Origin of the sequence: Zobellia russellii (assembly GCF_018728565.1) — a bacterium.
Lineage (GTDB): Bacteria > Bacteroidota > Bacteroidia > Flavobacteriales > Flavobacteriaceae > Zobellia > Zobellia russellii.
Map to the genome: position 1 here is coordinate 1 of NZ_JACSOI010000006.1, position 22,016 is coordinate 22,016.

A 22,016-nucleotide genomic window follows, 5' to 3' on the forward strand; every position below is an offset into this window, starting at 1 on the left:
AGCACCGTTACCACGATGGATATCGAACGGGCCAGCGAACTGACAGAGGGCAATGCCTGGTTCCAGCTATACAATCCGGCAGAAGATGCCCTTCGCGACGATATCATAAACAGGGCCGAGGCCGCCGGCTGCCCCGTACTGGTACTGCTCTGCGACGTGCCCACCTTTGGCTACAGGCCACGGGACATCCGCAACGGGCTGGCACTGCCCCCGAAAATGTCGCTGGCCAATATCCTGCAGATTCTGGGCAGGCCCACTTGGGCCATGAACACCCTGAAATACGGGCAGCCCACTTTTGAGACCTTGAGGCCCTATACGCCCGAAGGCCTCAACCTGAAACAGTTGGGGCAGTTCATGGACAGAACCTTTTCGGGACGGTTGAACGAGGAAAGGATAAGGCCCATCCGTGACAGATGGAAGGGGAAACTCGTGCTCAAGGGCGTAGCATCGGAACGGGACACCCAGGACGCCATTCGCATGGGGTTCGACGGCATTATCGTTTCCAACCATGGCGGAAGGCAGCTGGACGCCGCACAGTCCACCATTAGTTCCCTTGCCGAGATAGCAGGGAAATACGGTGACCGGATAGAGATCATGATGGACAGCGGACTGCGTTCGGGACCCGATATCGCAAGGACCATGGCCAGCGGGGCAAAGTTCACCTTTATGGGAAGGTCCTTCCTCTACGGGTGCGGGGCACTGGGAAACAAAGGCGGCGACCACACCATTGCCATGTTAAGGACCCAGTTCAAACAGGTCATGGACCAGCTATGCTGCGAACGCGTAGAGGACCTACCTAAACATCTTATAAAATAATATAACCTCAGCCCCAAATATTTTCGGGCGGTCTACTCTATATTTTTCTCAACTACTGCACTAGGCTCATATCCTATTCTATAGGCTTGTGCCACTACTTTGCTTCCCTCTGGAATTTGAAACGGTTGGCTATAAACCTGCCATACTTTTGGAGTTGTTCCTTCTTTGCTTATAATTTTATATCCTAAAGAAACACCATTGGTAGCACTACTAATTACAACTGTATTCTGATTAAAGGAAATTTTCGGTTCCAAAGTTACCGGTTGGCTGTCAGCTCCATTCCACAATTGCCCAATTAACTCCCTTTCTGGCAGATTAGGGTTGTCCCCTATTTCTTGGAGCCAACTATCCATTTCCGTACTTAATTCTTCTAACTTTTTACGGTAAGCAGGGTCTTTGGCCAAATTGTTTATCTCATGCGGGTCCGCTTCACAATCATACAATTCTTCCGGTTCCTTTTTTTTCCTGAACCAAAGGCTCTGTATACTATCCAATTTTCCCTCATCATGCATACGTAACATCTCCTTCATTGTTGGAATCCTTTCTCTATACTCAACCGGCAAATAATAGCCTTGGTCAGGCCTATAGTTTCTTATGTACTTAAATTGATTGTCACGTACGGCTCTGATTACATCCGTAAAACCGTCAAAACGGTCTGCGGCGCCATGAATATATTTTCGTTTTTCCTTCGATTTATAATCCCCTAAAAAGGCTTTTCCTTGCATATATTTTGGAGGTTCAACACCTATTAAAGAAAGTAACGTAGGGGCAAAATCTACAAAACTAAGCAACTGATCATCTTTGGTTTCCGAATGTTGTTTATTAGGAAACCTTATAATCAATGGCGTATTTAAGCCAGAATCGTACACTAACCGTTTTTCCCTAGGTAACGGTCCACCATGATCGCCATAGAAAAAGATTATAGTATTCTCTAAAAGGCCATCATCTTCCAGCTGCTTCAATATTGCGCCAACCTGTCTGTCCATTTCAGCTATATTATTGTATGCTTTCCACATATCACGACGTACCGTGGGTGTATCCGGTAAATAAGGAGGAATAGAAAACTTCGTATCCTTGGACAAATGCACAGGCGTCTGCTGTTCCGTCATACGGTCGCTTTTCCAGGTATATGTTGTATCACCTGCATGATAATGCCTTGTTTCAATATTTCTAAACCCATAAGGTTCGAACAGCCCAGATTCATGCGTATCCGTAAAATTGAAAACCGAAAAAAACGGTTGGTCATCCCCCCTATTTCTCCAATGCGCGTAGGGACTGCTCTCGTCCCAACCGGTTTTAGGGGCTTTAAATTGATAATCTTCTTTATTGTTATTTGAGCAGTAATACCCATTCATACGTAATAACTCACTAACCATACGAGCTTCTGCTGGCGGAACCGCGCCGTAAGAAGGTAATCCGGTCTCCTCTGTATATGAAGTGGTACGCATGTGGTTGGCCCCGATACCTGACGGGTACATCCCCGTTGTAATAGCCGCTCTACTCGGAGCACAAACTCCTGATGTGGAATATAAATTAGGATATACAACACCCTCTTTTGCCAAACGGCTCAAATTTGGAGTAACAATTGTAGAGTCTCCAAAAGAAGGAATGTACGGCCCCATGTCCTCAGTAACCAACCATAGAATATTGGGCTTTTGAGGTAATTCCGTTTTAGATGTTATGTGAAGAGTTTTTTGGCTCTTTTTACTTTCATTTTTACAACTAAAAAGGATAGTACATATACAAATGACTGTTATATTTCTGATTGATATTGCAATGCTATTCATAGTACAGGTCTTTGAGAATTACCAAAGGCATTAAAAATATAGTTGTGAACTTTTATTTGCCTTTTAATCGATTCAAAACGAAAATATAGTTATAAAAACATATACCTATCCTGTAGTGTCTAGCCTTTGGTCTAAATTTTCATAAAACAAATTATATGACTGAAAAATTTCTGCCACCATGAACTTTCCTTTATATTCTTTTTCCCAAAACTTCCTCCCATATGAGAAGACATTAGGCTAGAGAATTAGTAAAAAATAAAGAGTAAAATGCGGGAGTACCCAAAATTTGAACTGAATTAACTGTCTAATTCACTAAACTTTTTTAAAACTTAAAATGTGATAAAAGCCAAAGACGAAAAGTGTTAAAGGAAAATAAAAATACTAAAAAAGGCACGCTTTTAATTCTCAATTAAAAAAGTCCAGCAAAGAAATGCCGGACTTTTCAACTTAATTGTTCTTCCTCTTATCTACTGCCGTTTTGTTGAATCTTTATCGTCATCAGCCTCTATTAATGGTTTATACCGATTTAAAAAGTGTTTCTGCATCGCTTCCATTCGTTCGTGCATTTCGTCAATTCTCATAAAATCTTTTCCAAAATCACTTTCAAAAAAATCATCGCTAAAGAAACGTCTGGTAAAAAGTGAATCTTCTTTAAAGAAATCACCAAACCCTTCTTGGTCAAAGTTGAAGCTTGAGAAGTTCTTATAAAATCTTGATTGCATTGACTTTAGAACACTATCACGGTCAAATGAGGCAAGCTCATCCAGATTGCTGCCAGACGAATAAGAGTAGATAGAATCATAACGAATTAAGTTTCCCGCTTCATCAAACTCCTTATTAATTTTCCAGCTACCCATAGGTGTAGATGTCGTATTTTCTTTATTTTGAGCTATGTGTTCATTTCTGCTCTCTTTCTCTTGACTATTGCAAGCCGTGCATAAGAAAGCTGCCAATAGCATCACAGTGTATTTTTTCATCTTTATAATATTTACGGTTATACAATCCTATTTTAAATATAAAAGATAAGAAAGGCCGGCATTGCCGACCTTGAATAAGCCATTTTAGCTTATGAAATTTTAATACTTCGTGGCGGTTTTTGTATAGCTTCTTCCTTTTTTGGAAGGTGAATCGTGAGTACCCCTTCTTTATAACCTGCCTTGATTTTATCTTCTTTTACCGTTTCAGGCAATGTGAAAGAACGTTTAAATGAAGAATATCCAAACTCACGTTGTATATAATTGTCATCTTTATGTTCATTACTTTCTTCAACTTCACTGGTAATTGAAAGTACCTTATTGTCAATATCAATTTCAAAGTCGGATTTTTTGAGACCTGGAACGGCCATATCCACAACGTAAGCATCTTTAGTTTCTCTAATGTTTACCTTAGGCAAGGTCATTCCTAAGTTAAAATTAGAGGTAAAAACCAAAGGAAAATCTCTATTGAACACTTCATCTATCCAAGAAGACCAACTTGGGAGGCTAAGGTTGTTATAATTTGAATTAGCAAAACCTCCATTTTTTACATTCACTAGATTACTCATAGCTTTAAAATTTTTTAGTTAAACTTCATCCAAATGTGTGTACATTAAAAGGCAAAATAAATGCCAAGTAAAATTTGTTCTGTCAAAATTTCAAAAACTGAAAAAATGACATATTACACTGATATTTAAAGAACTAAACTTTCTATAGATAATAAATAGTATTTTATAAATGCAGAAATGAAAATCTGATGTTCTACATGAATTATTTTAAAAACCGATCTAAAAAACTATTCTCCCTAGGAATAAGCAATACCATTAAGACGAACATGCTAATCAACCCTAGAAGCAAAAAGAAATTTCCATAAGGGTAGTGCCAAAGCTTTAGGGATGCCCCAAAAACAGTAGTAAAAAAACAAAACACCCCCAACCCTATTTGATATTTGGTTTTTTTCATAACAAAGCATATTAAGGGTTAAGCCGTATGTAAAGCCAATATTCGCTGCAACTCTGGCTTAAGAGTAGATTTAAATAATGTCAGAGTCAGCACTCCGCTCTTAAAGATTTGCTTTCCTATTGCATTGTATCCAGATTTGGGAAGATAGAAGTCGCAGACTAGAGGAAGCGCAAATGGCTTGCGTCCGTCATCATTTCCGATGAGCTTGAGTCTAAGCTTGTCGTTCTTGATTTCAACGCTATAGTTGTTAGGCTTTAATACGGGGGAAGCGATACGAACTTGAATATATTCATCTTGCACGTTCATATCAAACTTTTCTAACCGGAAACGTTGCTGAGCACTTTCATGATTCATTGCTCGATTATCAATAGCTTGTGTTTGCATAACAGAAGATATTTAATATTAAACAATAGATTATGAAACTCACCCATTGGTGAGCTGAAAAACAAAATACTTAATTTTCTATTTACAAAAAATATACCAAATTTATTGACAGGTACCAACTGTCAGTTTATGGTAAAATCAGGCTAGTATATCTACTTCTATTGCGTCATCCTGTTTTCTGGGAAAAGAGCTTTTTTAATAATATTGGACCATCTGTGAAATGAATCGCTTTCACTTTACCAGCTATTTGTTCAGCTTTTAATAAGCAATGGGTTTATTAGTCTAGATACTATTGGAATTTAATCCTTATTTACAGATAAAATGCAAGTGTATACAAACTTGTCATGGCTATGGTTTTTCATTAAAAAAGGTTAAACGAAAGTATAATTAACTTAAAAATTTAATAGAAGTTGAAAACTATAAATTTAGTAACTGGTTATTTGAGCAGCTATTCTAGGAGATTTATTTTCTTTGAAAACAAAAAAACCAGTTCATTTCTGAACTGGTTTTTGTCGGGGTGGCAGAGTTAACAAAAATCTACACAATACCTTTAAAACCAATATTTTACACTTAATCAAATGAAAAAAGGACATCAATTAAGACACTAACGAGAGCATTCAAAGCTTTCAATAAAACAAATCTAGCGAAATGATTTCAAATAATAGTATTTCATAAAACCTAAGACCTTTTAGATAAAAAAAGAGAGACTTTACTAGTATTCACAGAATACTCCATAATAATACCCAAAAAATTTGATTGCAAAAGTGATATATATCGTATTTCTTTTCATTATACAGTTGAGATATGTACTTTATTAATACAAATTATTGATGTCTTTGATCAACCTACCTCTAGTCTCCAAATCAAGGCCGTGGAGACCATTGAATTCTATCCATCCATTCGAAACGCCTATCGCACTACCTGTTTTTTTGGCCAGATCAATTTGTTCATCCCACATTTTAAGGAAATGCCATGAGCAGGGTACCCAAGGTTTTTGACCTAGGGCCGCCTTATATCTTATTGGCTTTTCCCGGTAAAGCGGATTACCAAGCAATTTTGGATATGAGTGGTCCCCTCCATCTGCATCGGCCCACATGACTATATTAGAACCACCACAATCACTAGTAATCAAGGCCTTGCCCTCTCCGAAAGAACGAATCAAATTACGAATTTCTTTGAATAAAGGTATACTGTAGGTAGACAAAGGTCCCTTACGATCAGGATGGTGGTCATACCCTAGACATACAAAAGTCTCATCGAACACAATAGCATCCGGATCCAGTATTTCCATAATATATTCCACCTGTTTCAGCAAATGATTTCTCCAATCCTCAGCAGCAAAAGACATCCACCAATTTTGCTTTACCGTGTCGGGGCCGACCCATTCAAAACCCTTTTTTTCGCCGTTAGGGTCAATCAAAATAGAATCTTGAAGAGAACTGAATAATGGAGATCCCTCATCAAAAAGAACGGTATGCATATAAACCCCCGCACGGGAACCCATTTTTCGTGTAGCGCTTATACGATCTTTCATTTTTTGTATAGACATGTGGGCCGGGCCGGCCGCGTCTCCTTGCATGGCCAACCAATCTTTACGATTTGGATCTAAAAAATCTCCTATATATGGATAATATCCATGCTGCGTTGCCAGTCCTATTTTGAAGTCCCTAAAATGCGAAATATCAGCTTCATATCCGTCGCCCCTTAAACCGTATTGACCTTTGGCCGATGATAAGAAATCGTAATAATGTACCTTTACGTCATTCAACCAACCAATAGGTTTCAACTCATCGGTGTGGGCTAATTTGTGGAATGCCTTCCATGCCGTATCCGCCTCTCCTTTATGGCAATGTAGATAACATTTCAATTCCAATTTTTGATTCGCTTTTATTTCAATTGTGCGTTTTGCTTCCCAACCGATTTTTTGTTCACCATCCTTGATTGTCCCGAATCGATAGGGTTGGTCAGAAGGTGTAAAGAGGGCAACTTTCCACTTTGAACTATCATTTTCAATATTAATCACCGGAGCCAATAGCAAGGCTTTGGTCTTTCGCTCATTTGGGCTACTGGCCATAGGTTCCAAATAATGACAACTAAAACTGCCTTCGCCTATTTTTTGCTCGCACTCCTGTAAAAAATCGTCACTACCAAATTCTGCATGTCTTGGATCTTTATTAAGTGCTGTAGCAGATATAGGTATATAAATCTTTTGTTTGTCTACTTTAGTAGAGGGTTGTGCCGCAGTTGTAAAGGCGACGTCTATAAGGAGGTCATCATGGCCCTGATTTTCGATTGAAAGTGTTGCCTCCAATACATCTTCACCCAACAAACCAGATGTTTTAAGTCGATGTGCCAGATTCAATTTTAGACTTAGCAAGTTTGCGCGGTCATTTTCTGGATTTAGGGCCGTTCGATGCCCGCTATCGGAAATACGTATATTGGCATTCAAGAGCCCTAACTGTTTCGATCCCACTAAGGGAGTATTATCACAACTTACTTGATGAAATAATCTGTTGACACCTATTTTTTCCCATTTAATTTTATTCTTAAACAACGAATCAATCGTGGGATATGCAAATAGTGACGAACCTACCCCAACTCCTGACAACGCAATAAAATCCCTTCTTTTCATGTTTGTTATTTTTTAAATTTTAAAAGTCATTCTATCTAGAACCTGTATTTCATCTTGAACAAAGGGAAATACTAAAGGAACTTCTATTGTCAGATCATCAATACCCCGGGTTCTGTACCATATTCGGGTTCGCATCGATTTCCGCCTGAGGAATAGGCAACAGATAATTACGGGAAGGCAGAAAGACCCTTTCCTCCAAAATTATACGTGTACTTTCATCGTCTAGGGTAACCTCTCCGCTTACTGGATTGACCGAACCTGTACGGCTACCGTATAAGGGACCTGGAATCACTTGATCGCCAATATCCCAACGCTTAATATCGTAGTGGCGTAAACCTTCAAAAGCAAGTTCTACCCGACGTTCACGGCGAACCAGTTCCCTTAGTTTTTCTTGGCTATCATAAACCGCCCGATCCACCACCGGCATACCTGCACGAACCCTTAACCGGTCAAGGGCATCGTAAACATCATCGTTGATTTGATTGCTCTCTATGGCCGCTTCCGCGTAGGTCAACAACATTTCCCCAAGACGGAACACCACGACATTTACATCACCGTTCAACAAGTCCGCCGTTGGTACGATCTCGGCATATTTATTGACCCCATAACCACTATTCGGTCCGACCGCAACGGCATGGAAGTCGTTACTTTCCGAATTGAAGGGATCAAAGAACCCTCCACTCCATTCTACACCGGCATGGCGCACGGTCATGCTCAATCTTGGGTCTCGATTCTCAAAAGGTTTATCGGGATCATAAACCGAGCTAGGGTCATCGATTGTCTTGCCATCTATGGTTTCATAAGCATCTACAATACTCTGTACGGCATTGATAGAGGACCATCCCCCATCTTCGCCCGACAGCAAATGTTGCATTACACTTGAAGGGAATTCATTCTGTATATGCTGAACCGCCATTATCACCTCTTTGTTCACTCCTTCATTTTTTGAAAGGAACATGTCGTAATAGGCGGTCGGCCCATCTTGGTACAATTCGTACACGCCCATGTCGATTACGGCCTTGGCATCTACCATTGCCTCCGGGTACATTTCCTCGTACAATTCTAGCCTTGCCTTTAACGCCAGTGCCGCTCCCCTAGTGGCATGTCCGCCTGACTCAATAGCATCTTGCACCGGTAAGTCAGGGGCAATTTCACCCAATTCGCTAAGAATAAAGGCTACAACTTCCTCTTTTGGGTCACGTGTCAAATTCGCCTCTTGCGGATCTGCAATACTGGCGGTAACCAAAGGTACATCGCCATACCACATCACTTTTTTGAAATAGTCATAAGCCCGTAAAAACCTCACTTCGGCCTTGTACCTACTTCTTTTTTCCGCATCCATTTCAACCCTATCGATATTCTCCAAAAAGGTGTTGTATTTTGTGATTCGGTCGTATTTGAAAAAATTGTGCATATTCCTATCGGATGGATTTACCTGTCCGTTTCCCGATGTTTGAACACCGTCCCATATAAATTGAGAGTATCCGTTATCGGTCATTAAATCCATAAAGTTGATATTCCACGAAGATTCCCAACTTGAACTTTTCTCGTTCCAATCAAAAAAATTGGGGAATGCATCCGTGGTCTGGGTACCATATGCCCCGACCAAGGCGAGATCGGCATCGTTTTCGGTTTTCCAAAACGTAGCATCTGAGAGTTGGTCTTTAGGAGCTACATCCAAAAAATCTTTTGAACACGACCCCATTAAGAATATCAAGGCAATTCCTATTAAATGTCTATTAGATATCATGATGAAAAATTTTAAAGATTAATTACAATACCTCCGCTGAAAATTTTGACCGGGGTATAATTTGTCCAGGCATTATCAGGGCTTTCAGGATCAAAGTCCTTTGAGAATTTTGAAATGGTAAATAGGTTCTCGGCACTTAGGTACAATCTCAATTTGGAGACGCCCAAAGTTTCTAAAACCGCTGTTGGCATATTATACCCTACCTGAACATTCTTTAACCTGAAATAGCTAGCATCCCTAACGTTGAAGGTCGAAGCCTCATAGTTGTGCCATTGATTGATATGGGTAATCGGATACGCTGCATTAGTGGTTTCAGGAGTCCAACGATCTAAATGTCTCGCTTGTGCCTTCCCTCCGTTTACAAAGGGAAACTCCACCTGATCGTTCAAAAGACCATAAACATCCGCCGCACCGATTCCGAACATAGACAGGTCAAAGTTCTTATAACCAAAACTTAGGTTCACGCCATAGGAAGTTCCCGGTATATCACTACCCAAGACCACTCGGTCGTCGGCATTTATTTCCCCATCGCCGTTTTGGTCCTTAAACTTCAGATCTCCTTTTTGGATGGGCGCCCCTACCACTTTTGGGTCGTTCAAGACCTCTTCGTCGGTTTGAAAGAATCCGATGGACTCATATCCGTAATAGGCGTTCCAAGGAGATCCCTCTTCCCGTAAACGATCATTGCTCTTGTCAGGTTTGGCGTATTTTTCAACATTATTATCGTTGAAGCCAATGTTGAACGATAAATCGTAGGTAAAGTCGCCTTGAATCTTTGATGTACCTATAACGAATTCAATGCCTTTATTTCGCATTGCCCCAGCATTAACCAGAGGTGCGGGCAAACCGAATATTTGTGACACCGGTACCGGAGTTAGAATATCCTCTGTTAACCTGTTGTAATAATCGGCAGAAAACTGCACCTTACCTTCTAATAAACTTAAATCCAAACCTAGATTATAGCTGGTATTGGTTTCCCACGTCAAGTTCTCGTTTACGGCAACGACCTCGGCTACCCCATCGGCCACTTCGTCGAAAAAACTATAGTTGACACTAGTTGCTATCTTAGGTATGTATTCATAGTCACCAATACGATGGTTCCCTAATTTTCCCCATGAAGCCCGAAGTTTGAAATTATTCAACCAAGACGCCTCGGACAAAAAAGACTCTTGTGATATTCTCCACGCAGCCGAAACGGAAGGGAACAATCCCCATCTATCACTTTTTGCGAATTTTGAAGAACCATCGTAACGCAAATTGGCCTCGAACAAATATTTATCGTTAAAGGAGTAATTGGCCCTTCCGAAAAAAGAGCGGAGCGTCGATTCTACTCCAAACCCCTCTGTAGATTGACCTTCTTTTGAACCGGCGTTAATCTCGGTAAGTTCGTTATTAGGCAAATTGATCCGTGACAATCCGTCAAAATCGCGAGTAAAGGATTCTTGCGATGCCCCGGCAAGAAAATCGATACTATGGGCCCCAAAATCCTCTTTATAATTCAGGATGGCCTGTGAAGTGATGTTTCTGAACCGATCCAGTTCATTTTCAATGGAATTTGCCCCACTATTGGTGCCGTCGCCCCATATAAATTGTTTGGTGTGCCTAGATTGGTCGTCAAAATTGAAATCCGCTGCCAACACCCCTTTTAGCGTCAGGCCTTTGGCTATGGTAAATACACCGAACAAAGTAGTCAACACGTGCGTATCCTTGGTCGTATGTTTTCCGCCTTCTTCTATAAGGGCGATAGGGTTGTTATTGAAATAATGGTTCCACGAACCATCGGCCAATTTTACCGAAATATTGGGAGGGGTACGGTGGGGATAAACGAAAAAATCACCATTAGGCCTATTGATCTCCCTTTGGGAAATTGATGTATTCAGCCCTAAGGTAAAGGCCTTACTAACCTTGGTATCGAGGTTGACCCTAAGGTTGTATCGATCAAAATTAGTGTTCTTTACAATTCCTTCTTGATTGAAATATCCGAGTGATACCAGATATTTTGTGTTTTCGGTTCCTCCCGAAACACTGATGTCATGACTTTGAACCATGCCCGATCCGCGATACAGCAAATCCATCCAATCGGTATCGGCAAAATTTACCGGATCCGATCCCGTTCTCAACTTTTCAAGGTCGGAGTCGCTGAACTGTGGTGTGGCCCCTTCATTCACCAAGCCTTCATTCCTCAGTTTGGCATATTCGTAGGAATTGAGAAACTCAGGGGTATAGGTTGGCTTTTGCACACCTGTATATCCCCTGTACGAAAAAGAAGGTTTCCCTACTTTTCCCCTTTTGGTCGTTATGAGGATTACCCCATTGGCCGCCCTTGTACCATAGATGGCCGCCGAAGCCGCATCCTTTAACACACTGATATTATCAATATCGTTAGGATTAACGTCATCCATGCTAGACTCTATTCCATCGACCAAGACCATAGGGTTGGCATTGTTCATTGTACCTACACCCCTAATACGGATTGAAGCGCCGTCCCTACCGGGCTCACCGGAAGATTGAAGCACCGTAACACCGGGCATTTGACCTTGTAAGGCCGAAGAAACGTTAGTAACCGGTCGATTTTCCAAATTTTCAGACCCCATTGTTGCTACGGCCCCCGTAAGGTTGACCTTCTTTTGGGTTCCAAAGCCGACCACTACCACTTCGTCCAATCCGGCCGCGCTCTCTTCAAGGGCCGCACTTATATTGTCCCGCCCATCGACCGTTATTTCCTGTGTAGCAAAACCAATGTAGGAAACAATTAAAATTGCATTTCCATCGGTAAGCTCCAGGGTAAAATTTCCATCGAAATCGGTCTGGGTTCCGTTAGAGGTTCCTTTCTCCACAATACTCGCCCCGGGCAGTGGTTGTCCACCCGTATCGGTAATGGTGCCACTTACTTTTAATTGCTGCCCAAAAACACTTCTTGCTATGTCTGTACTATCTGAAGTGTGGGATCCCGTATCGGCAACGGAATCCCCTACGCCTTCGTAAACTTCATCTTCGGGGTCTTCGAAGATTTTTTCGTTTTCAAGGGTACCCCACTCGATGGGGTTATGATACCCCATTGCCTGTAATTCAATGAACGAAACTGTCAACAATATGACGAGCCCAGTTCTCGAACCATAGTTCAATTCTGATAAAGTTGGTATTTTCATATCTTTACTTGTAGTTATTTATTTTTTGTACTGTATCTATCGGGAGTATTGGTCTATTTCCCGATTATTTTATTCCTTCCTGTTGCAGAAATAAAGTCGTCATTGTGATCGCTTTGCTAGTCAAGTTTTTTTCTATTTATTCCATAGGCCTATTTTTTAAAGTGTTACTTTTTAAAATTCACGGGTTATACCGTTCTATAAAACCACTTATGTGTTAGCTGGTCGGGAGCCCTCTCAAGCCTGGGCATATACTGGCCTGTCCTATGACTATTTCTAAGCTTTTTTAGAGATTCAAGTCTATGAGGTTAAGGCAAAGGGTAGCCTGACAGCGGAACGGGAAGCTCCGCTGTTTAAGTCACATTGATCAAGAGATTTTAAGATTCTTCGATCGGTCTAAGTAAATTCAAAAATTATTTGGCGCCAGTTTTGTAGGTAATATGAATCGCCATTCCATTATTGCCAGCTATCTTTCTTTGGATAGTGGAGGTATTGTTGACCTCCAATCGCTCTATACCTACCTTGGTTTCGGTATCGACCGAAGGGTCATCGTAATAAACCGTAGCGATATAGGCCGTATCATCGTCAAGAAAATCCAAGGGAAGGCTTACGTCGTTTGCAGACTGGCCGTTTATTGTTCCTATGAACCAGTCGTTCTTACTTTTTCTGGCTATAGTACCCAATTCCCCTACTTCTGAGTGAAGTACTTTGATATCGTCCCAAACGGTCGGTACGTTATCAAAAAACTCCAGTTCGGGCACTTCCTTAATGATGGATTTTGCCCCCCCTGCACCGCCACTATCCAAAGTTGCGGTTTCCGGTCGATCATACCAATACAGCCATAACAAGGGGCTATATAGGCAAACGGTTTTTGCCAATTGTGACGCATGGGAACCCATTTTTTCGGTAACCCTTGGGGCAAAATAACAGACGGTATTGTCTCCGGCCCCGGCAATCATACGGGTAAACATGGTCATTAGGGTCTGTTCGTTCGACGGACTCTCTTCATCTCCCCGAATCCCTTCCATGGTCATAAGGTTAGGATACGTTCTCGAATACCCTACCGGACGGTAGTCATCGTGAATACTCAATACCATTTCGTGATCCGCGGCCTTTCGAACGGCCTCGTGCATCCAATTGGTCCAGTATTGGTCACCGGTTCTCACGAAACCGTACTTTATACCCTTAATGCCCCAACTGCGATATAGGGGCAGAATATCATCCAGTTGTTTTTCCAATTGGTTACGGTTGACATATACCATAATATCGACCCCCTGTTCTTTGCCGTAGCGAATGACTTCCGGCATATCAAGCGGTCCTGTTGACCTTTCAGGATCGACGGTAACGGTCGAAGCATCAGCTTCTTTTGTAAATTCATTACCATACCATCCGGCACTTTCTATCACATATTGGATATTGTGTTTTACCGCAAAATCGATATAGGCCTTTCCCCCTTCGGTAGTCAAGGTAAGGTCCCTGATGACCTTGCCCGGTTTCATCCATGAGGTATCGGCAATTTTATTAGGTTCGTTCAAGTTCAAGACCAAATAATTGTTCTCTAAGATTTCTCCCGCAGTTTTGCCTGCCATTACAAAACGCCATGGGGAAACAAAAGGATGGTCAAAAGTCACTTCTCCCTCAATATCGGCTTGTAGCGTATGGCTTCCATAAGAATTGAGTTTCATTCGCGAATAGTTGATTTGTGCCGCTTCGCCAATGGCCAGGTACAAGGAGTCCGATAGGTTGATTAACAAAGGGCGCTCCATAGATTCCTTTATTTCGTCGACAGGAGTTTTTTGGATTACGCCTTGGGAAACCCGTGTGGTATAAGCGATAGCTCCCTGCTTTACCGAAAACTCCGTTAGTTCCTTTTCAATAGTGACCTTTTCCTTATTTTCAGGGAACTCATATCGAAGGGCGATGCCTTCATCATAGGCGCGAAAGCGAAGGTTGTAAACGGGTTCTCCAGAATCCGTCGCTATTTTGACCAAGGCTTCCGAGTACTTTTCAGGATATTCGGTTTTGGTACCATAGGGAGGTTTCCAAGTAGCATTTTGCATTTTGGTTTCGATTAAAGTCGCTTTCAAGCCTTCCGTTGGCAGGCCATCTATACCCAAACCTAGCTTAGATGCTTCAATAATGCCAATGCCCTTATAATCTATATGGTAAATGGCTTCGGATTTTTCATTAAGATAAAAAACCAATTTATAGTTTCCATTAGGACTCTCTACCTTGATTTCGGAATTGGAGCACGAAATGAAGCTCAGGGTCAAAATCAATAAAAGGGGACGAAGCAGTTTTTTGGTGTTCATAGTAAGATAATATTTGTTTTGCTGTTAGATGAGTTTGGTGTTCGTAAATCAAATAGGGCCAGGGTTAATTCACTTGGTTATTTTCAACCGCCAAATTTGATTTTATAAATTTTAATGCGAGCGTAATCTGATTCTCTACCGTTTTAGGGCTGACTTCCATTTCTTGTGCAATTTCCTTTACCGAAAGACCATCGAACCGACTCTTGGTAAAAGTTTCCCTTCTTCGTTCCGAAATTTGGGCAACAACCCCCATGAGGTTGTCCATTAAAAAAGTGTAATCGACCGAGTCCAAAGTAGAATAATCAACAGTTTCACGGTCAATTTCCGAGTCTATATAATTTTTGCGGGCCGTTCGTTTTATAAATGTCTTTTTAATCAGGTTGAACCCTATAGTAAAGATGTAGGACTTAAAGGAGCATTCCGGCTTGAGGTCGGCTTTCTTTTTCCATATTTTGATAAAAACATCTTGAACCAAACCTTCCGCTTCCACGTGTGATTTTAAATATCCAAATGCAAAGTGATAGAGTCTACTCCTATATTTTACATATAGCGCCTCGTAAGCTTTTATATCCCCGGTTTTCAAATTCCCTACCAGAACTTCATCCTTTTCTTCCATCATATTTTATTTTTGCTTCGTTCAGACACTCTTACCTATAACCTACACTATTGCCCACCTCCTTCTAGCACAAGTGTAAAACCTCCATTTTTCCTTAAGGCCACCTTAAGGTTCCCTTTTTCCGTCAATTGCTTTTTTTCGCGTTTCAGCTTGTCTTCATCAAGAGCATCTTGATAGACGATAACCTCTTTAGGGCCTGAAACTATTTCAGAAAGGTCTATGGAGAATTCCCGTTTCCCCACGGCGCTTATTCCGCCTATATACCAATCATCTCCCTTTCTTCGTGCCATAACGCAGTACTCCCCTGGGTAGCCCGCCAACAATTTCGTTTCGTCCCAGGCCGCGGGTAAATTCTCTAGAAACTTCCTTCCCGGTGAGTCAAGATAGGCCTCGGGGATATCGCACATGCCTTGCCAACCTGATTCAAAGACTACCGAAAGTGCCAATTCATGGGCCATTGTAGTCGTTCTTAAAGGGGTTGAAAATGCCACTGGGGTATAATCCATACTCCCCAGTACGTTTCTCGTAAACGGCAAGGTAGCGTTGTGGTAGGGTGTCAATCCCTTGGCCCCATTGATACTTAGGTAGTATTCAGAACCTTTTACGGCCTCATAACTCATAATATGGGGATAGGTACGGGCAAAACCTCTGGGTGCCTGGGCTCCGTGAAAACTTAGCATGAGCTTATATCGGGCCGCATCCTTGATGATCTCTTCCAAGATCCTTCTTGCCTTTTGCGAATAGTCATTGATAAAATCGACTTTACACCCGACAATACCCAACTGATTGTACCTTCCGAAAATATCCTTCCTTTTTTCCGGGGTATCTAAATTTTTAAATTCATCCCACCCATAGCACTTTACACCTTTCTCAAGACCATAATCCACTACATCTTTTACCCAAGGGGTCGTTTTCCAGTCATCAATGGCATGGGCCGGTGAATTAATAAGGGGGACATCGAATTCTATATACCCCCAACCCATGGTTGCCGAAAGGTCGATGTACTTTTTTAAGGTTTCCGGGGAACTATTGGCGAGATTATCTCCCCACCAAGGAAATGAAGTGACTCCGGCTTCGACCCATGGAAAATCGGAGATAGCCGATGGCCGGGCCAAATGGTCCACCATAGAATTTTGGGCGATGGCACTAAGTTCCTTGCCCATCATCAATATGCGCCAAGGCGATTTAAAATTTGCCCCGACTACATTTTTACCTTTCTTACCTCCCGGATATATCAGGTTCAATTGATCTTTGTTGAACATAGCTCCTGCCAAGGGAAAATTGGAGACATCCGATTCGGATGCCAGCATCCAACTACCAGAATTTGATTCTACCAAAACAGGGAAGGACAAGGCTTTGTTCTGTACGGTTTGGCTCCCCGTTTTCTTTTCAAAAATATTCTCGTCCCCAGACTGGTAATCGATAGACCATAATGCTTTCAAGCCTTTAAAATTGAAGGCGGACATTTCTTTGGCAACACTTGTTTCCTTTTTGTTTTCCAGTTCATATCGAAATGAAATGCCTTCGTTAAAAAGCCTGAATACGACCGTAAAGGATTCGTTCCTGGCATTTTTAAAGGTGTATCGCGATTCAGTACAGTAGTTTTGCCTTTCTTTCTGTTTACCCGTTACCATCACATAGCGCTCATCAATAAGCTTACGTTCATGCTGGACAAACTCTAGTTGATCGGAAAAATGATGTTCGTTATCGGCCAAGACAATTCCTAGGGGCGAGGCCTCCAAAACCGTATTGTCGAACAGTCTGGCGGAAAAGCGTAATGCCCCGCTCCCCTCGTCAAGTTTCAAGAAAACTTCAATGTTTCCATCAGGGGAAAAAGATTTCGGCATATCCGTTTTTTTCACCGCTCCACACCCACCGATAACCAGTAGAGCAAAGAGGAAAGTGCCCATTAAAAGAAATCTTCCATTCATAACAATCGTTGTTTTTTAATTTTATATATGCCTTTGCCTTAAAGTGCTCAGGTATCTTGCATTAGTGCGGACCTTCCCCCGTCCATTAGGTATGTGGTTCCGTTCATGAATTTTCCGTATTCACTACATAAGAAAGCGCAAAAGGCACCGACCTCATCGGGCGTTCCGATCCTTCCGCTCGGGTGAAAGGCATTGGTTCTCTCGCGTTCTGCCCCTGGGTCGGGAAAAGAGTCGAACCAAGTTTGAGTTCCCGCAGTCTCTATAAATCCCGGAGCTATGCCCACTGCCCTTATCTTTGGCCCCCATTCAATGGCCAAGGACTGTACCAGTCCCCTTAATGCCGTTTTGGTGATGTTGTATGGAAAACACCCCGGTATGGTGGAAAAAGCATGGTTTGAGGTGATAATAACTATGGTTCCATTATCGCTCTTGCTCAAATGGGGTTCACATAATTGGCTTATTTTCCAATGTGATCTCAAATTCAGGTTCAGGTTTTTATCAAAATCCCCATCGCTACATTCCTTACTGCCCTGAAAGGAATTCGCCCCTGCATTGGATATCAAAAAATCGATTTTCCCAAATTTATCTACGGTACGGTCCACTAGTTTTTTTAGGTGATCATCGTTGGTGACATCGGTTTTGGTGTACAGGGTATCCCTTCCGTATTCGGCCCCTTTGCCGTGGAAGCTTTGCACATCGGCATGGGATTCTTCCCTTCTTCCACAACCTGAGACGACACAGCCGGCTTGGGAAAATATGGCGGCTATTCCAGCCCCTATACCACTTGTCACCCCTGTGACCAGTACAACCTTATTCTTTAAGTCTATGTTCAGCATATCGATATATAATTAATGATTAGGGCCTATTGATTCATTAAAAAAGAAGACCTCCGGACCTCCGACAGGAAGGTCTATGGCAAAAAGGCTCCCACTTAATGGGTATTCGGCCAACTGTGCTTCGGTAAGTCCCTCTCTTGCCGTCGTGATAAAAAGTTTGCATTGATCCCCACCTCCAAAAGCACATGATGTTACATGTGGGGCCGGTAGCGTTATCTTTTGGATAAGCACCCCGGTATCGGGGTTCCATCGGGATACCGCGCTTCCGCCCCACAGCGCAATCCATACCATTCCCTCGTTATCAATGGTCATTCCATCGGGAAAACCAAATTCTTCAGGGATGTCGATTACTTTTATAGGATTGGATATAGCTCCTGTTTCCACATCGTAGGAATAAGCGACCACTTTTCTTGTCGGCGAGTCTATATAGTACATGGTCTTATGATCCAAACTCCAAGTAATACCGTTTGACACCGTAATATGTTCGGCTCTTTTTACATAGCCCATGTCTGCCTCGATACTGTATAAAGCCCCCGTTGCACTTAGGCCTTGGCGACACATGCTTCCTAGCCAAAAGCGGCCTTTTGGATCACACTTGCCGTCGTTAAACCTATTATCGGGTTTGTCTTTTTCGAGTTCTAAAACGGAGGAAAACCCGCCTGTCTCGGTATCCAGTTCCACTACGCTATTTTCTAAGGCTACCAACAATCCTCCTGAACGAATGGGCGCAATAGTGCCCACATATTCGGGAAGCTTAAAAGTCTGGTTGCTTCCGGTCTTTGGATCGGTAGCATATATTTCCTTGCCATAGATATCCACCCAATAGACCTTATTCTCCTTCGGATGCCAAAAAACACCTTCACCCAGTGTTGCTGTAGTATTTAGAACGGTTTCTACCATATATCCTTAGTATTTTTATTAAATGTAATACCCTTCCTTGTGTTTCCGTATTCCAGGGTGTTTTTCCATTTCGCTCTCAATGAGGTCCACCCCTAATCCCGGTCTATCCGAAATTACCAGTTTACCCTCTTGAATATTCAGGGGGTGGCTTATCACCTCATCCCTCCAAAGCACATCATTAAAAATAAACTCTTGGCGGAAGAAATTGGGAATAGAAGCACAAACATGTGAACTCGCTAATGTAGACAATGGTCCATTGGGGTTGTGCGGGGCCACCAAAACATTGTAGGCTTCCGCCATTGTAGCCATACGTTTCATTTCACTAGGCCCACCGCATCTCGTTATATCGGGCATGATAATATCGGCCACATAGCTCTCCAGAACATCGCGTATTCCATAGCGCGTATAGTGCCTTTCCCCAACACAGATAGAAACCTTAGGGTCGATGCGCTCCCTAAAGGCCCTAAGCGTCTTGGTACTTTCCGGTCCTGCCGGCTCTTCAAACCAAGCGATATCCAAGGCGGCAAATCGTTCGGCCATGGCCACGGCTACCTTAAAATTCAACATGGCGTGCGTTTCGATCATCATGTCCATATCCGGACCGATGGCCTCACGAACGGCCTTGCTGATATTAAAGGCCAGATCTTGTTGTGTTTTGGTAAGGGAAAGCTCCGTAGCAAGGTCATCCCCGTAAAAATAATTGGTGTGCGCAAAGGGATCAAACTTCAATCCGCTAAAGCCGGCCTCCTTTACTTTTTTGGCTTGTTGCACGTAATCTTCGGTATTATGCCCCCCTCCTATGAACCAATAATTGGCGTATAGCGGAATTTCCGTTCGGTACTGGCCGCCTAACAGATCGTACATGGGAACGCCCAACACCTTGGCCTTCAAATCCAAAAGGGCCATATCAATGCCACTTATCGCACACATACTGGCGCCATAAGGTCCGACCCAATTCAAATCACGATAAAGTTTTGTCCATATAAAATCGGTACGCATGGGATCCAATCCTATAATTCGCTCCCCAAGTTCGCGGGTAGCGGCTTCCACAATCTGGCTACCGGGCCAGTTCGTTGCTTCGCCAACACCGGTATGCCCGGTATCGGTATATATCTTTAATAGTGTCCAGTTATACTTTACCCCTTCTACCAGCCAAACTTTTACTTCGGTTATTTTCATTATACTATATTCGAATTATTTATTTCGTTTCTACCATTAAAGGCTACATGATACCATATGTATTCCATGCATCTACGGCGCTCATTCCGTCTTGTACCGCTTTCAACACTTTTCGTTCGCCCCTTGCTTTTTCAAAGGCCCGTTCAAAAACTTCCTTTTCATGTTTTTTAGGTACAATACAGACCCCATCTACATCGCCTACCACGATGTCTCCGGGTTCGATTCGTACCCCTTCTATTTCTATAGGCACCCGAAAATCGATTACCCTGCCCCTGGGCCCTTGGTCTTGCGCATAATTTCCATAGGAAAAAATAGGCATGTCGAGATCCAGCATTCCGTGGGTATCCCTTGAATAGCCATTGACCACGGCACCGGCGGCACCGAGTTTTTGGACGCGGGTCATCATAATTTCCCCGATCAAGGCATAGTGGTCAGAGGCTCCCGTACATATATAGACCTCATTTTTTTTTAAGTCATCCAAAGCCTCGAGCATTAGGCCGAATGGTTTTTTCAATATAGGATTGTTCGTGAAAGTCGGGGTTTCCTCAAAAGTATCGGCCTCGAGCACGGTCATGGCCCGTCCTACTAACAACATCTCAGATTTAAGCGGCTGTATTCGGGCCGGTAAAAACTGATGGTACAGTTTCATCTTATCCATAGCATCCCCAACTACGGCCGTAAATAATTCTTTTCGCGCCGCCGCGAACAATTCTTCATCTGTCAGATCAGGTACATTCATATACTCTTTATTTTAAGAATAGGTTAGAAACTCAAAGCTAATCCACAGGAGCGCTCCACACCTACACATTATTCACAATAAAATACACTATATTTACATTTTTATAAAAAATGAGGTTAAATTTTGACAATATAAACGATTATGAAGGCTATTTCACAAAAAATCACATTACCCTCAAATAAGGCTTTCGAAATTAGAAAGGACGAATTGCCTCATTTTTACAATTCATGGCACTTTCACAGTGAAATTGAGCTCACCCTAATATTAAAAAGTAAGGGAAGGCGTTTTATCGGTGATCATATCGATCAGTTCTCGGCCGGCGACTTGGTCTTGATTGGGCCTAATCTACCCCACCTTTGGCAGAACGACGCACCCTATTACGAGAATACTTCGGGCAATTATGTTTCGGCAATAATCATCCATTTTGACCCTGAAATTTGGGGAAGCCGGTTTTTGACCCTTGAAGGCATAAAAGCTATAGACGACCTGCTGAAAAAGGCAAAATACGGTATTCGCATAGATGGCCCCACCCGAACGGAAATCAGTGCAAAAATCGAGAAGTTGACCCATGTTCAAGGTTTTGAAAAGCTAATGTTGTTCTTTGAGGTGCTGAACGATATTGCAACGAATACCGAACACCAGGTCTTGGCCACTTCTGGTTTTGTCAAATCGTTCAATAAAGGAAACGACGAAAGACTGGACAAGGTGTACGAGTACGTTATGGAACATTTGACCGAAAAAATAGATTTGGACGAAGCGGCAAAGCTGCTAAACCTTTCCAAGAGTGCATTCTGTAGATTCTTTAAAAAGAAGACCCGAAAAACATTTTCCCAATTTGTCAAGGAAGCGAGAATCGGATATGCCTGTAAGCTTTTACAAAGCAACGAACTGTCGACCAGTCAAATCTGCTATGAATGTGGGTTTGACAGTTTCACCTATTTTAGTCGCTCGTTTAAAACAATCACAGGAAAAACCCCTACCCTTTACAGAAACCAATACAATTTCAATTCAGATTAAAAGGATACACCTTTGGTTATAGGGCATTAACCAT

16 protein-coding genes are annotated in these 22,016 nt (G+C 42.3%); 2 read left to right on the forward strand and 14 right to left on the reverse strand.

What is annotated here, in order from left to right; translation table 11 throughout:
* On the forward strand, positions 1-816 hold an 816-nt coding region (locus H9565_RS14585; RefSeq protein ID WP_215440718.1), incomplete at its 5' end, for an alpha-hydroxy acid oxidase.
* 32 nt (positions 817-848) lie between these two features.
* Here the strand turns inward: H9565_RS14585 and H9565_RS14590 are convergent.
* The 14 genes from H9565_RS14590 to H9565_RS14655 all read right to left on the reverse strand — a co-directional run bounded on the left by H9565_RS14590 (position 849) and on the right by H9565_RS14655 (position 20,965).
* The gene (locus H9565_RS14590) at positions 849-2,603 is read right to left on the reverse strand and encodes a sulfatase-like hydrolase/transferase (protein WP_215440720.1); all 1,755 of its coding nucleotides are present in this window, start codon (positions 2,601-2,603) and stop codon (positions 849-851) included.
* 467 nt (positions 2,604-3,070) lie between these two features.
* Entirely contained in the window at positions 3,071-3,580 is a 510-nt protein-coding gene (locus H9565_RS14595; protein ID WP_215440721.1) for a hypothetical protein, read from the reverse strand.
* 89 nt (positions 3,581-3,669) lie between these two features.
* Positions 3,670-4,146, reverse strand: coding sequence for an Hsp20/alpha crystallin family protein (locus tag H9565_RS14600; protein WP_215440723.1), 477 nt, complete (start codon positions 4,144-4,146; stop codon positions 3,670-3,672).
* A gap of 412 nt (positions 4,147-4,558) precedes the next feature.
* Positions 4,559-4,924, reverse strand: coding sequence for an Hsp20/alpha crystallin family protein (locus H9565_RS14605; RefSeq protein ID WP_215440725.1), 366 nt, complete (start codon positions 4,922-4,924; stop codon positions 4,559-4,561).
* Positions 4,925-5,738: 814 nt separating this feature from the next.
* Positions 5,739-7,556: a hypothetical protein gene (locus H9565_RS14610; RefSeq protein WP_215440727.1), complete on the reverse strand. Its 1,818-nt coding sequence runs from the start codon at positions 7,554-7,556 to the stop codon at positions 5,739-5,741.
* A gap of 97 nt (positions 7,557-7,653) precedes the next feature.
* Positions 7,654-9,306, reverse strand: coding sequence for a RagB/SusD family nutrient uptake outer membrane protein (locus tag H9565_RS14615; RefSeq protein ID WP_215440729.1), 1,653 nt, complete (start codon positions 9,304-9,306; stop codon positions 7,654-7,656).
* A gap of 11 nt (positions 9,307-9,317) precedes the next feature.
* A complete protein-coding gene (locus H9565_RS14620) occupies positions 9,318-12,455 on the reverse strand; it encodes a SusC/RagA family TonB-linked outer membrane protein (RefSeq protein WP_215440731.1) in 3,138 nt (1,045 codons plus the stop codon).
* 410 nt (positions 12,456-12,865) lie between these two features.
* Positions 12,866-14,764 (reverse strand): glycoside hydrolase family 97 protein, encoded by a 1,899-nt coding sequence (locus H9565_RS14625; RefSeq protein ID WP_215440733.1) that lies wholly within the window; start codon positions 14,762-14,764, stop codon positions 12,866-12,868.
* Positions 14,765-14,828: 64 nt separating this feature from the next.
* Complete coding sequence (locus H9565_RS14630) at positions 14,829-15,383, reverse strand: RNA polymerase sigma factor (protein WP_215440734.1); 555 nt, start codon at positions 15,381-15,383, stop codon at positions 14,829-14,831.
* A 44-nt stretch (positions 15,384-15,427) separates the two neighbouring features.
* The gene (locus tag H9565_RS14635; protein ID WP_215440736.1) at positions 15,428-17,311 is read right to left on the reverse strand and encodes a glycoside hydrolase family 97 protein; all 1,884 of its coding nucleotides are present in this window, start codon (positions 17,309-17,311) and stop codon (positions 15,428-15,430) included.
* A 47-nt stretch (positions 17,312-17,358) separates the two neighbouring features.
* A complete protein-coding gene (locus tag H9565_RS14640) occupies positions 17,359-18,147 on the reverse strand; it encodes an SDR family NAD(P)-dependent oxidoreductase (protein ID WP_215440737.1) in 789 nt (262 codons plus the stop codon).
* 12 nt (positions 18,148-18,159) lie between these two features.
* Positions 18,160-19,047, reverse strand: coding sequence for an SMP-30/gluconolactonase/LRE family protein (locus H9565_RS14645; protein ID WP_215440738.1), 888 nt, complete (start codon positions 19,045-19,047; stop codon positions 18,160-18,162).
* 18 nt (positions 19,048-19,065) lie between these two features.
* On the reverse strand, positions 19,066-20,226 hold the full coding sequence (locus tag H9565_RS14650; protein ID WP_215440739.1) for a mandelate racemase/muconate lactonizing enzyme family protein: 1,161 nt from the start codon (positions 20,224-20,226) through the stop codon (positions 19,066-19,068).
* Between the two features lie 43 nt (positions 20,227-20,269).
* Complete coding sequence (locus tag H9565_RS14655; RefSeq protein ID WP_215440740.1) at positions 20,270-20,965, reverse strand: RraA family protein; 696 nt, start codon at positions 20,963-20,965, stop codon at positions 20,270-20,272.
* Positions 20,966-21,106: 141 nt separating this feature from the next.
* On the opposite strand from H9565_RS14655, the gene H9565_RS14660 reads away from it, so the two are divergent.
* On the forward strand, positions 21,107-21,982 hold the full coding sequence (locus H9565_RS14660; RefSeq protein WP_215440741.1) for an AraC family transcriptional regulator: 876 nt from the start codon (positions 21,107-21,109) through the stop codon (positions 21,980-21,982).
* Positions 21,983-22,016 lie beyond the last annotated feature (34 nt).

What these genes read in the sequence shown, in the direction of transcription:
- H9565_RS14590 (WP_215440720.1), bottom strand. Translation starts at nt 2,603, where the DNA reads ATGAATAGCATTGCAATATCAATCAGAAATATAACAGTCATTTGTATA.
- H9565_RS14595 (WP_215440721.1), bottom strand. Translation starts at nt 3,580, where the DNA reads ATGAAAAAATACACTGTGATGCTATTGGCAGCTTTCTTATGCACGGCT.
- H9565_RS14600 (WP_215440723.1), bottom strand. Translation starts at nt 4,146, where the DNA reads ATGAGTAATCTAGTGAATGTAAAAAATGGAGGTTTTGCTAATTCAAAT.
- H9565_RS14605 (WP_215440725.1), bottom strand. Translation starts at nt 4,924, where the DNA reads ATGCAAACACAAGCTATTGATAATCGAGCAATGAATCATGAAAGTGCT.
- H9565_RS14610 (WP_215440727.1), bottom strand. Translation starts at nt 7,556, where the DNA reads ATGAAAAGAAGGGATTTTATTGCGTTGTCAGGAGTTGGGGTAGGTTCG.
- H9565_RS14615 (WP_215440729.1), bottom strand. Translation starts at nt 9,306, where the DNA reads ATGATATCTAATAGACATTTAATAGGAATTGCCTTGATATTCTTAATG.
- H9565_RS14620 (WP_215440731.1), bottom strand. Translation starts at nt 12,455, where the DNA reads ATGAAAATACCAACTTTATCAGAATTGAACTATGGTTCGAGAACTGGG.
- H9565_RS14625 (WP_215440733.1), bottom strand. Translation starts at nt 14,764, where the DNA reads ATGAACACCAAAAAACTGCTTCGTCCCCTTTTATTGATTTTGACCCTG.
- H9565_RS14630 (WP_215440734.1), bottom strand. Translation starts at nt 15,383, where the DNA reads ATGATGGAAGAAAAGGATGAAGTTCTGGTAGGGAATTTGAAAACCGGG.
- H9565_RS14635 (WP_215440736.1), bottom strand. Translation starts at nt 17,311, where the DNA reads ATGAATGGAAGATTTCTTTTAATGGGCACTTTCCTCTTTGCTCTACTG.
- H9565_RS14640 (WP_215440737.1), bottom strand. Translation starts at nt 18,147, where the DNA reads ATGCTGAACATAGACTTAAAGAATAAGGTTGTACTGGTCACAGGGGTG.
- H9565_RS14645 (WP_215440738.1), bottom strand. Translation starts at nt 19,047, where the DNA reads ATGGTAGAAACCGTTCTAAATACTACAGCAACACTGGGTGAAGGTGTT.
- H9565_RS14650 (WP_215440739.1), bottom strand. Translation starts at nt 20,226, where the DNA reads ATGAAAATAACCGAAGTAAAAGTTTGGCTGGTAGAAGGGGTAAAGTAT.
- H9565_RS14655 (WP_215440740.1), bottom strand. Translation starts at nt 20,965, where the DNA reads ATGAATGTACCTGATCTGACAGATGAAGAATTGTTCGCGGCGGCGCGA.
- H9565_RS14660 (WP_215440741.1), top strand. Translation starts at nt 21,107, where the DNA reads ATGAAGGCTATTTCACAAAAAATCACATTACCCTCAAATAAGGCTTTC.